The sequence below is a fragment of the Pseudomonas sp. SWRI81 genome (genome assembly GCF_014268545.1).
GTDB classification, from domain to species: Bacteria; Pseudomonadota; Gammaproteobacteria; order Pseudomonadales; family Pseudomonadaceae; genus Aquipseudomonas; species Aquipseudomonas hamedanensis.
Genome location: NZ_JABWQS010000005.1, coordinates 159,598 through 172,592 on the forward strand (window position 1 = coordinate 159,598; position 12,995 = coordinate 172,592).

14 protein-coding genes are annotated in these 12,995 nt (G+C 61.5%); 8 read left to right on the forward strand and 6 right to left on the reverse strand.

Features of this window, described 5'->3' with window-relative positions; genetic code table 11:
* Window positions 1–202 precede the first annotated feature (202 nt).
* Window positions 203–1,513: a HAMP domain-containing sensor histidine kinase gene (locus tag HU765_RS05440; RefSeq protein WP_186619311.1), complete on the reverse strand. Its 1,311-nt coding sequence runs from the start codon at window positions 1,511–1,513 to the stop codon at window positions 203–205.
* Window positions 1,510–2,250, reverse strand: coding sequence for a response regulator (locus HU765_RS05445; protein ID WP_102902756.1), 741 nt, complete (start codon window positions 2,248–2,250; stop codon window positions 1,510–1,512). The genes HU765_RS05440 and HU765_RS05445 overlap by 4 nt, the downstream gene beginning before the upstream one ends.
* Window positions 2,251–2,548: 298 nt before the next feature.
* Here HU765_RS05445 and HU765_RS05450 point away from each other — a divergent pair, with 298 nt between their 5' ends.
* The 5 genes from HU765_RS05450 to HU765_RS05470 all read left to right on the forward strand — a co-directional run bounded on the left by HU765_RS05450 (window position 2,549) and on the right by HU765_RS05470 (window position 5,811).
* Window positions 2,549–2,812 (forward strand): DUF2790 domain-containing protein, encoded by a 264-nt coding sequence (locus HU765_RS05450; protein WP_016775158.1) that lies wholly within the window; start codon window positions 2,549–2,551, stop codon window positions 2,810–2,812.
* Between the two features lie 32 nt (window positions 2,813–2,844).
* Entirely contained in the window at window positions 2,845–3,225 is a 381-nt protein-coding gene (locus tag HU765_RS05455; RefSeq protein ID WP_186551641.1) for a hypothetical protein, read from the forward strand.
* 88 nt (window positions 3,226–3,313) lie between these two features.
* Complete coding sequence (locus tag HU765_RS05460) at window positions 3,314–4,525, forward strand: cytochrome c biogenesis protein DipZ (RefSeq protein WP_186619312.1); 1,212 nt, start codon at window positions 3,314–3,316, stop codon at window positions 4,523–4,525.
* Window positions 4,526–4,692: 167 nt separating this feature from the next.
* A complete protein-coding gene (locus tag HU765_RS05465; protein WP_186551639.1) occupies window positions 4,693–4,965 on the forward strand; it encodes a DUF4242 domain-containing protein in 273 nt (90 codons plus the stop codon).
* Between the two features lie 33 nt (window positions 4,966–4,998).
* Window positions 4,999–5,811, forward strand: a complete 813-nt coding sequence (locus HU765_RS05470) for a class I SAM-dependent methyltransferase (protein WP_186619313.1) — start codon at window positions 4,999–5,001, stop codon at window positions 5,809–5,811.
* 121 nt (window positions 5,812–5,932) lie between these two features.
* Here the strand turns inward: HU765_RS05470 and pcsA are convergent, their stop codons facing one another.
* Entirely contained in the window at window positions 5,933–6,655 is a 723-nt protein-coding gene (gene pcsA, locus HU765_RS05475) for a phosphatidylcholine synthase (protein WP_186619314.1), read from the reverse strand.
* A 257-nt stretch (window positions 6,656–6,912) separates the two neighbouring features.
* Between pcsA and HU765_RS05480 the strand changes: the two genes are divergently transcribed.
* Together HU765_RS05480 and ligD are read left to right on the forward strand one after the other, a co-directional pair.
* Window positions 6,913–7,659, forward strand: a complete 747-nt coding sequence (locus tag HU765_RS05480; RefSeq protein ID WP_186619340.1) for a tellurite resistance TerB family protein — start codon at window positions 6,913–6,915, stop codon at window positions 7,657–7,659.
* Between the two features lie 533 nt (window positions 7,660–8,192).
* Complete coding sequence (gene ligD / locus HU765_RS05485; protein WP_186619315.1) at window positions 8,193–10,814, forward strand: DNA ligase D; 2,622 nt, start codon at window positions 8,193–8,195, stop codon at window positions 10,812–10,814.
* Here ligD and HU765_RS05490 read toward each other — a convergent pair whose 3' ends face one another.
* Window positions 10,815–11,216: a hypothetical protein gene (locus tag HU765_RS05490; RefSeq protein ID WP_186619316.1), complete on the reverse strand. Its 402-nt coding sequence runs from the start codon at window positions 11,214–11,216 to the stop codon at window positions 10,815–10,817. It abuts the gene before it with no gap.
* An 80-nt stretch (window positions 11,217–11,296) separates the two neighbouring features.
* Window positions 11,297–11,611 carry a DUF2388 domain-containing protein gene (locus HU765_RS05495; RefSeq protein WP_186551634.1) on the reverse strand — a complete coding sequence of 105 codons (315 nt, stop codon included), beginning with the start codon at window positions 11,609–11,611 and terminating at the stop codon, window positions 11,297–11,299.
* Between the two features lie 160 nt (window positions 11,612–11,771).
* Between HU765_RS05495 and HU765_RS05500 the strand changes: the two genes are divergently transcribed.
* Window positions 11,772–12,425, forward strand: a complete 654-nt coding sequence (locus HU765_RS05500) for a DUF2238 domain-containing protein (RefSeq protein ID WP_186619317.1) — start codon at window positions 11,772–11,774, stop codon at window positions 12,423–12,425.
* Window positions 12,426–12,429: 4 nt separating this feature from the next.
* Here HU765_RS05500 and sodC read toward each other — a convergent pair whose 3' ends face one another.
* The gene (gene sodC / locus HU765_RS05505) at window positions 12,430–12,951 is read right to left on the reverse strand and encodes a superoxide dismutase family protein (protein WP_186619318.1); all 522 of its coding nucleotides are present in this window, start codon (window positions 12,949–12,951) and stop codon (window positions 12,430–12,432) included.
* Window positions 12,952–12,995: the final 44 nt, after the last annotated feature.

Here is a 12,995-nt window from a genome sequence, read left to right on the forward strand (position 1 = left end):
TCGTCATGAGACAGCAGAGCGCTGTGGGCCGCTACTGTCAGATCTGACAGTAGCGGGGCGTGAGGGTCACGCCATCAACAGTAAAGCCCTTTGCTCAAGCGCAACAGTCGGTCGATTCCGGCGAGGCTGTAGGCACATGCCCAAGGTGTTGTCGGTGCTGGGGTGGCCTGCAAAACAGCTTTAAACAGGAGGGTTCGAAAGCTTAGCCATGCAGCGGTAATTTGAGTTCGGCACACAGTCCGCCGCCGTCGCGGTTGCTCAAAGTCAGAGACCCGCCCAGCGCCATGGCCAGTTGCTGGGCAATCGCCAGGCCCAGGCCGGTACCGCCAGTGTCGCGGTTGCGCGAGTTCTCCACGCGGTAGAACGGCTCCATCACCTGCGCCAACTCATCCTCGGCGATGCCCGGGCCACGATCCAGGACTTTCACCGACAGACTGTTGCCATCCGCTTCGACCTGCAATTGCGCGGCGCCGGCGAATTTCAGCGCGTTATCGGTCAGGTTCACCAGCACCCGGCGCAGTGCCTGCGGGCGGGTGTCGATCACGGCTTTGCTTTTGCCGCCGAGCTGCACGTCCTTGCCCATGTCCTGGTAATCGAACACCAGGCTGTCTAAAAACGAGTCGAGATCGGTGCGCCGACTTTCCTCGGTGGCGCCATGAATACTCCGGGCGTAGGCCACGCCTTCACGCACCAGATGCTCGATCTCACCGAGGTCGCTGCTCAGCTTGTCTTTTTCCACCGAGTCGTCCATGAATTCGGCGCGCAGTTTCATCCGCGTGATCGGCGTTTGCAGGTCGTGGGAAATCGCTGCGAGCAACTGCATGCGTTCCTTCAGGTAGGCTGCGATGCGCGTCTGCATGGCGTTGAACGCCCGCGCCGCGTGGACTACTTCGGTCGGGCCATGCTCGTCGAGCTTGATCGGGTGCGCGTTGGGGTCAAGGGTTTCCACCGCGTTGGCGAGGCGAGTGAGGGGGCGGATGGCGATGCGCACGGCAAGCCAGGTGCACAGGATCAGCAGCGCCAATTGACCCAGCAGCACCACCGGCAACCACGGTGAAAGTGGCACCATCGCCGGACGTATATCAATGGTCACCGGGCTGCCGTCACTCAGGCGCAGGTGGCCCTGAAAATGCCGCCTTGGCCCACCGGGAATTTCGGTAAAGACCACCGGGTAGGTGGCGCCAATGGCGGCGGTGATCGAGGCGATGGCCACCGATTCATCCCCTGAGGTGACCGGCATGCCCGGCTCGCCTTCATTGAGCAGGTAGGCGTAATTACGCCGCGCCAGGCGCGGCAGCCAGGCCGGGCGTTCCGCGGCGGGCAGGCGATCGAGGATCGCCATCGAGGTCGCGACATCGGTTTCGAGATTGCCGAGCATGGTGCTTTTGGCGCTCTGGTAACGCTCGTAATACTGCGCGCCGAACGACAGACCCTGGGCCAGAATCAGCCCGATCAGGAAAATCAGCGACAGACGCGAGGCGAGGGTGCGCGGCCATTGCAGCTTGAAATTCATGCCGGCGCCCCGAGTAGCTCGACCGGCAGGGAAAACACATACCCCTCACTGCGCACGGTCTTGATGTAGGCCGGCTCGCGAGCATCGTCGAGCAGGCGCTGGCGCAGGCGGCTGACCAGCAAGTCGATGGAACGGTCGAACAGATCGGCGTCGCGGCCCTGGGTCAGGTTCAGCAGTTGATCGCGGCTGAGGACCCGTTGCGGGTGATCGAGAAACACCCGCAGCAAGCGATATTCGGCGCCGCTGAGGGCGACCATGGTGCCGTCCTTGTCCAGCAAATGGCGGGCCGAGGTGTCCAGTTGCCAGCGGCCAAAGGCGAGCAAGCGCCCGGCTTCAGTGACCACCAGATTTGGCGGCAACATCCGTGTGCGGCGCAGCACGGCGTTGATGCGCGCCAGCAGTTCGCGGGCGGCGAACGGTTTGGTCAGGTAATCGTCGGCGCCCATTTCCAGGCCGATGATGCGGTCGGTTTCATCGTTGCGCGCGGTGAGCATCAACACCGGCGTGGCCTTGTGTTTGCCGACGCGCAGTTCCCGACACAGCTGCAGGCCATCGTCGCCGGGCATCATGATGTCGAGCACGATCAGGTCGACGGTATTGGCTTCGAGAAAACTGCGCATCTGCCGGCCATCGGCGACCACTGTGGTACGCAGGCCGTTTTTCTTCAGGTAGTTACCCACCAGTTCACGGATCTCGCGATCGTCGTCGACGATGAGAATGTGATCGACATGTTCCATCGGTTGCAGCCTCTGTGGGAAGGGGGAATGCCGTGCAGTCTATAGCGCCGTTAACCGCACGCCTGCCTGCCTTTGTATTGCAGTGTATCTGCCGCAACGGCGGATACACGATGACGCAAAAACGCGATTTTTTCGGGGTTTTGTATCGCTGTGTATCTATGCCGGACGTGGATACACAGCGAGTGATTCTCGTCCTTTCCTGACACAGACGCGATACCTCAAGAGCCTCAAATAGGCTCCATCGAGGCACACACAGATCGCCTCGGCTCAAACCCACTGAAGCCTTGAGGACACCACCATGAACAACAAATCCGTATTCGCCGCCTGCCTGTTCGCCGCGCTGAACATCTGCACTCTGTCGGCCCACGCCGAAGCTGACGTCAGCCGGCAAACCTACACCTACGGCACGCATCTGGATATCCAGAAAGTGCTGTCGATGACTGAGGACACCTCGGTGACCTGCGGCATCACCGAGGCGCGCATGACCTACCTCGATTCCGCCGGCAAGACCCGCGAGCTGGATTACAGCAAATTCGCTGACGGCTGCAACAACCAGAACTGAGTCATCCCCAACTTTCTCCAAGGAGTTTTGCCATGAACAACGTCTCGCGCTTTTTAACCGCTGTTGCCTTTTCCTTCGCCGGTGTTGCGGCCCATGCCAACAGCGCCGTCGAACAGAGCAGTTGCGCCAGCAGCACCTGCTTCCAGCTGACGACGGTGGCGAAGGAGGGCAGCGATGCACTGATCGCGGCCGACGGTTCCAGCCGCACGCCGCAGGGCCAGATGGTCGCCGCCGATGGTTCCAGCCGCACACCGCAGGGCCAGTTGGTCGCCGCTGATGGCTCCAGCCGCACGCCACAAGGCCAGACCCTCGCCGCTGATGGCTCCAGCCGTACACCTCAAGGCCAACTGGTCGCAGAAAACGGTACCAGTCGCACGCCTCAAGGGCAGTTGCTCGACGGCCAGAACGTATGAGTCACGGCGTCAATAAAGCGAGCTAGCGAGGGGGTGTTTCCCTCGCTGGCCGGTTGCGTGCCCAGCCCTCATTCAAGGTGACCCCCCTATGTACCTCATTGCATTTCTCGGCGGTCTGCTGACCGTCCTCAGTCCCTGCATCCTGCCGGTGGTGCCGTTTCTGTTCGCTGGCGCCAACCGTACACGTTCCTCGATCTTGCTGACCCTCGGCGGCATGGCGCTGACCTTCGCGCTGATCTCAAGCCTCGCCGTGGTCAGCAGCGAGTGGGTGATTCAGGCCAGTAACACCGGCCGCCACGTTGCCTTGGTCGTGATGGCGCTGTTTGCCCTGTCGCTGATCTCGGCACGCGTCGGCGACTGGCTGACCCGGCCCTTTGTTGCGCTGGGCAATCGCCTCGACCAGGACACCCGTAAACGCGCCGGCCCGATGGGCTCGATCATGCTTGGCGTCGCTACCGGTCTGCTGTGGGCGCCGTGTGCGGGGCCGATCCTCGGGGTGATTCTCACCGGTGCGATGCTGCAAGGTGCCAATGCGCAGACCAGCCTGTTGCTGCTGGCTTACGGCGCCGGCAGTGCCTTGTCGCTGGGGACATTAATTTTCGCCGGACGCGGTCTGGTCAATCGGCTGAAACCGTCGATCCCGTTCAGCGGCTGGTTGCGTCGCGGTGCCGGGGTGGCAGTACTTGCGACCGTTGCAGTGATCTCGACGGGCGCAGACAAAACCCTGCTCGCCGGCACGTCCTCCGAGGGCGTCGCCAGCGTCGAGAAAAACGTTCTGGAAAACGTACCGAAAGTGGTCGATTACTTCGTCAGCAAGGTCCGCGCCGATTCGATGATGGATGAAGCCAAAGGCGCCATGCCGTCGCTGTCCGGCGCCGTGCAGTGGCTCAATTCACCCGAGCTGAGCCCCGAGTCTTTGCGCGGCAAAGTGGTACTGGTGGATTTCTGGACCTACGACTGCATCAACTGCCAGCACACTCTGCCGTACGTCAAAGAGTGGGCCAGGAAATACGAGAAGGACGGCCTGGTGGTGATCGGTGTCCACACTCCCGAATATGGCTACGAGCGCATTATCAACAACGTCAAGGATCAGGTGAAAAAGCTCGGTATCACTTACCCGGTAGCCATCGACAACAACTACGCAATCTGGCGCAACTTCAACAATCAATACTGGCCGGCGCATTACCTGATCGACGCCAGGGGCCAGGTGCGTTACAGCCACTTTGGCGAAGGTCGCTACGAGGCGCAGGAGCAAATGATCCAGCAGTTGCTGAAAGAAGCGAAGGCGCCCGAGGCGTAAACCCACAACCTGTTGCAGCGGCTTAACAGATTGCCACCACTCATCGGCAAAGCCGCTGTTTTACTGCTCTGCCGGACGATCGGCAAGGACGCCGCAGCGCCTCGGCGCGATAGTGAGGGAGCAGGGCCACTGCCGACCCTGCGACACAGCAAGAACGCGAGGTTGCCATGCCCAGATTCGTGATTGAACGCGAGATTCCGGGTGCAGGGACGCTGTCGGAACAACAACTCAAAACAGTGTCACAGACCTCCTGCCAGGTATTGCGTGAACTCGGCCCGCAGGTGCAGTGGCTGCACAGCTACGTTACCGCCGACAAAATCTATTGCGTCTACATTGCACCCGATGAAGACCAGGTGCGCGAGCATGCCCGGCTTGGTGGGTTTCCCGCCAACAGCGTGGCACGGGTGATGCGGGTCATCGACCCGACCACGGCCGAGTAACGGCATACCCAATCTGTAGCGGAGCTCGAAGCCATGAGTACCCCGATTGATCTCACAACCTTAAAGGAACGCCAGAAAGTCGCCTGGGCCAGTGGCGACTACGCCGTGATCGGCACCACCTTGCAGATCGTCGGTGAAAGCCTCGCCGAGGCGTGCGATCTGCGCTGTGATGAACAAGTGCTGGATGTCGCGGCCGGCAATGGCAATGCGACGCTGGCGGCGGCGCGGCGCGGTTGTGTGGTGACCTCGACCGATTACGTTGCGGCACTGCTGGAGCGCGGCCAGGATCGTGCGCGGGCCGAGCATCTGGAGGTGATCTTTCAGGTGGCCGATGCCGAAGCGCTGCCTTTTCCCGATGAGAGTTACGACGCTGTACTGTCGACGTTCGGCGTGATGTTCGCACCCGATCAGGTCGCGGCCGCTGCTGAACTGGGGCGGGTATGCCGACGCGGCGGACGCATCGGCCTGGCCAACTGGACGCCGGAAGGTTTCGTCGGCCAGATGTTCAAAACGCTCGGCCAGCATCTGCCACCGCCAGCCGTTGCTCAGCCACCGTCCAATTGGGGCTCGGATGCGTGGCTGCACAAGCACTTCGACGATCGCGACTTTGTCGTCCGCGTGACCCGCAGCCATTTCAATTTTCGCTACCGCTCGGCGGCGCATTTCATTGACGTCTTTCGCCACTGGTACGGGCCTGTGCACAAAGCGTTCGCGGTGTTGCCGGGGGAGGGCGGGCAGGCGTTGGAGGATGATTTGACCGAGCTGCTCAATCGCTCGAACCGGGCGGGGGAGGATTCGCTGGTGGTGCCGAGCGAATATCTGGAGGTGGTTATTACCAAGCGCTGACTTTGGATTAACGGAGATCCCCTGTAGGAGTGAGCCTGCTCGCGATAGCGGTGTATGACAAATAATGGTTGGCTGACACACCGCTATCGCGAGCAGGCTCACTCCTACAGGGGAGATGTGATTATTTCACCTGCGGTCGATCAAACCACTCCAGCGCCGTGCGCCAGATGCAGATCCCCAGGAAGTAAGCTGACATCAACAACCACAAGCCCATCACCAGCGGGTTGATCACCGGGTGATTGAGCACCAGTGACAAGCTGCACAACAGCCAGATCGCCGTCACCGCAATGTTGATCGGCATGAACCGGCGTACGCGGAACGGGTGCAGAAACTTCATCCGCGTCACGGTCAGCAATGCCAGACCGATCACCGTGAGAAAGGTAATCCACGGACCCGGGCCAATGATGTACAGACACAAGGCAACCACATTCCACGCCGCCGGAAAGCCGACAAAGTAGTTGTCCTTGCTCTTCATGTTGACGTTGCAGAAGCAGAACAGCGACGACACCAGAATCAGCGACACCGTCAGCAGCAGGGTGTATTCAGGCAAAGGAATGTAGCGATAGATAAACAGCGCCGGGATGAATACGTAGGTCAGGTAATCGATCACCAGATCGAGGATCGAACCGTCGAAACTCGGCAGTACCGATTGCACGTTGACCTTGCGCGCCAGCGCGCCATCGAGGCCGTCGACGATCAGCGCCACGCCCAGCCACATCAGGCAATGGATCGGCTGGTTTTCCAGCAGGGCCAGGGTGGCGAGGAAGGCGGTCACCACGCCGGTCGCGGTAAAGCCATGAGCGCCCCATGCTTTGAGCCTGGCAATGTGTACGGTCGATATCACGGGGGCGTTCTCCAAAAAGTGAAGCAAGCCGGGTATCGCCCTGGGAAAAAGGGCGTCGGCAAACCGGGTCGGGTTGCAGCTATCGACCGGTCTGGCCGGGATAAGGTTCACCACCCTTGAATCTTAGCTCGCTGACGAAAAATGTCCTGCGTGACAAGCCATCGGCGAGCCGGCGTCAGCCCAACGGTGCTGGCGCTGTGGCCACGGCGGTCTATCGTTGCCTGACGCAATGGGGCAAGGCCCTTGAGGAAGACGTCATGAATACCAGCGATTTGCTCGAACAATTACTGCGAGGCCAGGCCTCGGCGGGACAACAACGCGGGGCTTCGGCCAGTGACGGTTTGGGCGGACTGGGCGGATTGCTCGGCGGCCTGTTGGGCGGCGGCAGTCAGGCCGGGGCGGGTGGTGCGACTTCTTCTGGCGGGCTTGGCGGCCTGGGCGGTTTACTCGGTGGCTTGCTCGGCGGTGGCGGGCTCGGCGGTGCACTGGGCGGCGGCAGTCGAAATCGCGCCGGTGGCACGAATTACGCAGCATTGGCATCGCTGGGAATGATGGCCTACCAAGCGTATCAAGCCTGGCAACGCAGCCAGGCCAGCACGGCGCCGCAACAGATGCCACAAACCGCCGACTTGCTCGCCGGCCCACAAATCGAAACCCACAGCCACGCGGTACTGCGCGCCTTGATCGCCGCCGCCAAGGCTGACGGACGCATCGACGCATCGGAAAAGCACCGGATCAGCAGTGAAATCGGCAAGCACACTGCCGACCCGCAATTGCAGCAATGGCTCGACGCTGAAGTCGCCAAACCGCTGAGCCCTGCTGAAGTAGCGCAGTCTGCGCAAAATGACCCAGGCGTAGCCGCCGAAATGTATCTGGCGAGCGTGATGCTGGTCGACGATCAACAGGGCGCCGAACGCAGATATCTGGATGAGCTGGCGTCAGCGTTAAAAATCGATCCTGACCTGCAGGTGCATCTGGAACACCAGGCCAAACGGCGAGCCTGAAGCAACATCAAAAGATCGCAGCCCACAAAGGGTAATCCCAAGCGCGCAACGAGACGGCGCGAGCAGGATGGCTGACGCTTTCGCGAGCAAGCCCGCTCCACAGGGTACCGGCGATGTTCGGGGATTTTCTGGCTGGCACGGGACCCGTGTGGGAGTGGGCTTGCTCACGAAGGGGCCGGAGCATTCACTACCGATGTGTCTGACCTGACGCCTTCGTCGGAACGCCGCCCGGAGCAAGCCCGCTCCCACAGGGTACCGGCGATGTTCGGGGATTTTCTGGCTGGCTCAGGACCCGTGTGGGAGTGAGCTTGCTCACGAAGGGGGCGGTGCATTCACCATCGATGCTGGCTGACCTGACGCCTGCGCGAGCAAGCCCGGACACAGGGAATTTTTTGCCAGCCGATGCAATTACTGGATGTGTCGCTACCAGCCCCGGCCGCTCCATCCGTCCGGGGCTTTTTTACGTCGATTGAATTTTTCCGCTGCCGTGTCGCTCTTCTGCATAACAGAACCCGTCTGCAATCGGTGCGCCCATGAACAGCAACCTCGACGATTACAACCGTATGCGCGATTTTTCGGCGACTTCGGAACCGGCGGCGGTCAAGCGCCCCGGTCGCAGGGCCGCCAAAGACCATGCCTTGCAGTTCTGCATCCAGAAGCACGACGCTTCGCACCTGCATTACGACTTTCGTCTGGAGCTTGATGGCGCCCTCAAGAGCTGGGCGGTGCCGAAAGGGCCTTCGCTCGATCCCAAGGTCAAGCGCCTGGCGATTCACGTCGAGGATCATCCCCTGGATTACGCCACGTTCGAGGGCAGCATTCCCGAGGGGCATTACGGTGCCGGTGACGTAATTGTCTGGGATCGCGGTGTATGGATTCCTCTCGAGGATCCGCACAAGGCCTACGCCAAGGGCCGGCTCAAGTTCGAATTGCAGGGCGAGAAACTGGCCGGGGTCTGGAATCTGGTGCGCACGCACATGCCGGGCAAGAAAGAGCAGTGGTTCCTGATCAAGCATCAGGACAACGCCGCGCGCCCGCAGGATGACTTCGACGTATTGGTCGCCGAGCCCGACAGCGTGCTCAGCGAGCGCACGATTGTCGGTAAATCTGCGCCTGCCGCCGATAAGGCCAAACCGATCAAGAAAGCCCCGGCCAAGCCGCGCAAGCAAGCGTCCGGCCAGCTCACCGGTGCGCGCAAGGCCAAGCTGCCGGCGCTGATCAAGCCGGAACTGGCGACCCTGGTCGACAGCGCGCCCGAAGGGCAGTGGAGCTACGAGATCAAGTTTGACGGCTACCGGATCATGGCGCGGATCGACCACGATGAGGTTCAGCTGTTCACCCGCAACGGCCATGACTGGACGCACAAACTGCCGCAACAGGCCAAGGCCCTGGCCGCGTTGGGTCTGGAGTCGGCCTGGCTCGACGGCGAAATGGTCGTCGCCAACGAGCAGGGCGTGCCGGATTTTCAGGCCCTGCAAAACGCCTTCGATGCCGGGCGCAGTGGCAACATCGTTTATTACCTGTTCGACGTGCCGTATCTCAACGGCGTTGACCTGCGCGACGTGCCAGTCGAAGAGCGTCGCGCCGCGCTGAGCACCATCCTCGGCGCGCAGCCAGAATCCTCGCTGCTGCGCTTTTCCGAGGCTTTCGAAGAAACTCCCGATGCGCTGTTAAATAGCGCCTGCCAGATGCAGATGGAAGGGCTGATCGGCAAACGCCTCGGTTCGCCCTACGTGTCGCGGCGCAGCGGTGACTGGATCAAGCTCAAGTGCAAACATCGCCAAGAGTTCGTCATCGTCGGCTACACCGATCCGAAAGGTGCGCGCAGTGCGTTCGGGGCCTTGTTGCTTGGCTTGCATGACCGTGACAGCGGCGAGTTGCGCTACGCCGGCAAGGTCGGCACCGGCTTCAACGAAACCACGTTGAAAAGCATCCTCGCCCAGCTCAAACCGTTGCACGCCAAAAGCGCCGCGGTGGTCAACCCGCCCAGCGGTTTCGAGGCCAAAGGCGTGCACTGGCTGAAACCCAGGTTACTGGCCGAAGTGGCGTTTGCGGAAATGACCAAGGACGGCTCGGTGCGCCACGCCGTGTTCCATGGATTGCGCGACGACAAACCGGCCAAGGACATTACAGAGGAGCGAGCGAAGCCTGTGAAAGCTGCCAAGTCTGAAAAACCCGCAAAGAGCGAAACAACCAAAACCGCCGCGAAGAAACCGGCAAAGAAAACCGCTGCCAGCAAAGCCGAAACCGCGCCGTCGCAGTCGGGGCTGGCTGGTGGCAAGGTGCGCATCACCCACCCGGATCGGGTAATCGACGCGGTCAGCGGCACCACCAAAATGCAACTGGCGCAGTATTACGCCAGCGTCGCCGAATATATCCTGCCGCAACTCAAGGATCGCCCCGTGGCGCTGGTGCGTGCGCCGGATGGCATCGCTGGCGAACTGTTCTTCCAGAAAAACGCCGAACGCCTGGCGATCCCCGGCATCACTTCGCTGGACAAGGACCTCACCGGCCAGCCCGTGATGCTGATCAACAATGCCGAGGCGCTGATTGGTGCGGTGCAGATGAGTACGGTCGAATTGCACACCTGGAACGGCACGACCGTCGACCTGGACAAGCCTGATCGCTTTGTCCTCGACCTCGACCCGGACCCGGCGTTGCCTTGGAAAAGCATGGTCGAAGCCACCGCGCTGACTCTCACCGTGCTGGACGAATTGGGCCTCAAGGCCTTTCTGAAAACCAGCGGCGGCAAGGGCATCCACCTGGTGGTGCCGCTGACCCGCAAGCACGGCTGGGACGAAGTGAAGGACTTCAGCCACGCCATTGTCAGCCACATGGCCAAGCTGTTGCCGGACCGTTTTTCTGCGGTGTCCGGGCCGAAAAACCGCGTAGGGCGGATCTTCATCGATTACCTGCGCAACGGTCTGGGCGCCACCACTATTTGTGCCTACGCGGCGCGCGCGCGCGAAGGCATGCCGGTGTCCGTGCCGGTGTTTCGCGAGGAAGTCGCCGAGATCAAGGGCGGCAACCACTGGAACATCCACAACGTCCATGAGCGCCTGGCCGAGGTCGGCGAGGAGCCTTGGGCGGACCTGAAGAAAACCCGACAGACCATCACCGCAGAAATGCGTAAACGCGTCGGCCTGAAAAAATGATCAGGTGTCGCGTAGCAAGTCGTGGGCGTTGAGCAGTTCGAAGGCGATTTGCGGGTGGTTTTCCAGGCCCTTGCGAATCGCCGCCGGGATCGCCGCGCGAGTCTTGCGGCACAGGCCGGGCAAGTCGTCGATGTGGATGGCGATACCGCGCATGGTGCGCACTTCGTTGAAGCCGGGAGCAACGTCGACGCGGATGCCCAGTTGCTCAAACATGCGCTGCTGCAGGCGTTTGAGATCGTCGAGGTCTTTGAGTTGTTCCAGGCGCGCCAGGAGGATTTTTTCCTCGGCGCGAGTCAGGCGCAGAATGCGCAGATCCGCACCGGGCGTTTCCAGCAACGGATCGCGCCCGCAGATGCAGGCGCCGGGTGGGCAGGGAGAGCGCAAGGGCACGTTCGTCGTCATGGCCTCCATCATAGAGGCCGTCGGACAGTTTTGCCTATGTGCACTCAGCGGCCGTCCATCGGCCGCTGCTTCCCTCGTGGCTACTGATGCAGGCCTTCGTATTGCACCAGAATGGCGTTGGCCAGGTCTTCGTCACTGGCATTGAGGCCAGGGTTGGCCTGGCGCACCTGTTGCAGTACCGACTCAAGATAAACCCCACGGATGGCCCCGCCGCTGGCGACAAAGGCAGACACGTCGTCACGGGCCGGAATCACCATTTTGTCGTCCTTGAAGGTCGAGTACAGCGACGCGGAGACACCCGCCGAGGTGGCAACATCACCCGCATCGACGCGGGCCAGCGCCGAACCGACCGGCAGACAGAGAAGTAAAGAAGAAACCAGGACTAACTTGCGCATGACGTGTTCCTCCACAAGCGCGAAGCAAAAAGGAAGGGACTGCATAACGTCAGAGGTAAACCGCGCGCGGGAGTTCCGTACGCGACGAAAACGCAGCGGTGAGGAACCGGGCGAAGCGGCGAAGGGTCTACCGCATGCCTGCATTGCCGAGAAACGAATCATGCTCGTCAGAGTCAGCCACAACGTTGTACGCCCCGCAGATCCGCGAATCGAAGCCGCATTGTTCGGCGCATTTGTCCTGTTGACCATCGTGCTCGGCATTGCCCCGCGCAGCCGCGTCGACTGGTTGCTGGAGAATGTCCTCGCGGTGGCGCTGGTGTTGACCCTGCTGCTGGCGCATCGGCGTTTTCGCCTCTCGACACTGTCGTTGGGGATGATCTTCGCCTTCCTGTGCATCCATGAAGTAGGCGCCCATTACACCTATTCGCGAGTGCCTTACGATCAGTGGAGCACGCTGCTGACCGGCGTCAGTGTCAACAAGACCCTAGGCCTGGAACGCAATCACTATGATCGGCTGGTGCACCTGAGTTACGGATTGCTGTTGGTCTGGCCGATACGCGAAGTGCTGCTGCGCCTGACGCCATTGCGCGGCGCCTGGCTGACGCTGCTGGCCTTGAACGTGGTCCTCGCAACCTCGGCGTTGTACGAATTGATCGAGTGGGTGGGCGGCGCCTATCTGGGGGATGACACCGGCCAGGCGTTCGTCGGCGCGCAGAACGATCCGTGGGATTCGCAGAAAGACATGGCCCTGGCGCTGTTCGGCGCCGGGCTGTCTTTGCTGGTATTGGCAGGTTGGCGCCGAGCGCCGCGCTGAAGGCTCAGACCACCCCACAAGCCATGCGATCGCCGCCACCGCCCAGTGGTTTGGGCGTATCGGAATGGTTGTCGCCACCGGCGTGAATCATCAGCGCGTGGCCTTCGATCTCGGCGATTTTCTTCAGGCGCGGGGCGAGCACCGGATAGTTGGCCACGCCGTCCGCCGTCACGTACACCGCTGGCAAGTCTCCCAGATGGCCGTCGGCGTAGGGCCCGAGGTGCTTGCCGGTTTTCTGCGGGTCAAAATGTCCGCCAGCCGCCAACGCGGCACCTTTGACGCCGTCCTTCACGCCGGCCTCGCAACTGCCGTTTTCATGGACGTGAAAGCCGTGAACGCCGGCCGGCAGCGATTTCAGATCGGGCGTGAACAGCAGACCATACGGGGTCTCGCTGACCGTGATCGAGCCGATCGCCTGCGGCGCACCGTCGGCACTGACCAGGTTGATCGCGACTTTTTCCGTTGCTGCCTGTGCCGAACCGATGGCGAAGGTGCCGAGCAGACCTAACCACAATGCGCGTTTCATTAGCGTTTCCTTTAGCTGCATGAGTGTTCTTGACGACGGACTCG